Source organism: Rheinheimera sp. SA_1, assembly GCF_001669775.1.
Taxonomy (GTDB): domain Bacteria; phylum Pseudomonadota; class Gammaproteobacteria; order Enterobacterales; family Alteromonadaceae; genus Pararheinheimera.
Genome location: NZ_LXWK01000012.1, coordinates 1 through 854, shown reverse-complemented (window position 1 = coordinate 854; position 854 = coordinate 1). Strand labels below are relative to the sequence as shown.

Below are 854 nucleotides of genomic sequence, written 5' to 3'. Positions count from 1 at the left end.
ACCATCACGCCCATACCACTGACGTCGGCGTCATATGAAATACTGGTATTTGCCCAGGCACTATCCAACGGGTCAATCAGCTGCAAGCGGTTCAGACTGTCATAGCCGTAGGATGTTTTATAACCATTCAGATCGGTAACATCTTTAACCGTGCCGGTATCGTTGATGGTTTGCGACAGTAAAATGTGGCAGCTGCTATTTGCAGCGCATGAAGCAGTGTAACGCTGCGGTAATTTAACCTGCTGCGGTTTACCCCGTTTGTAGTTGTCGTACTGCACCCAACGATTAGGAAGGTTGTATTCAAATAATTTCAAGTTGCCATCACTATGATAATCCATAGTGCCAATCAAGGTGCCGAACCTCTTCTTTTGTTGCGGCAACGATTTATTGGCGTGGCTACTGGCGTAATACACCGTTTCCTCATAGGTGGTCCAGGTTGAATTATCTGCTGAACGCTGCTGTTTGCTGGCCATATTTAATAACCAGTTTGTGGTGTCGTGCTGGTATGTGGTTTTTGTCCAACGGGATTTATTGTTGGCAGAATTGCTGTAGCGGCTTTCCTCATAAATCAGCTGTGGCGCTTCATACAGGTTAAAATCACTAAAACGGGTAACAAACTCAGAATCATCCGAGCCAAAATATCCGTCAATTGGGTCGATCTTCTTTGATTCAGTCGTTAACACTGAATACTCTTTGATTTGGGTATTTGACGTCGGTAATCCATTGTCACCGGCCGAGCCATAACGCTTGCCTTGAATAAACTTACTTTCTGAACGACGCAGTAAAGTCACACCATCTTTATCGTACTGATCGCTGAATAGTTCTTTACCGTCTTCCCAATTAAATTTCCGGCT

At 44.6% G+C, this 854-nt stretch carries 1 protein-coding gene; it reads right to left on the bottom strand.

From position 1 onward, the window contains the following. Positions 1–854, bottom strand: an 854-nt coding sequence (locus A5320_RS22130) for a hypothetical protein (protein ID WP_197490029.1), incomplete at both ends; no start/stop codon positions are given.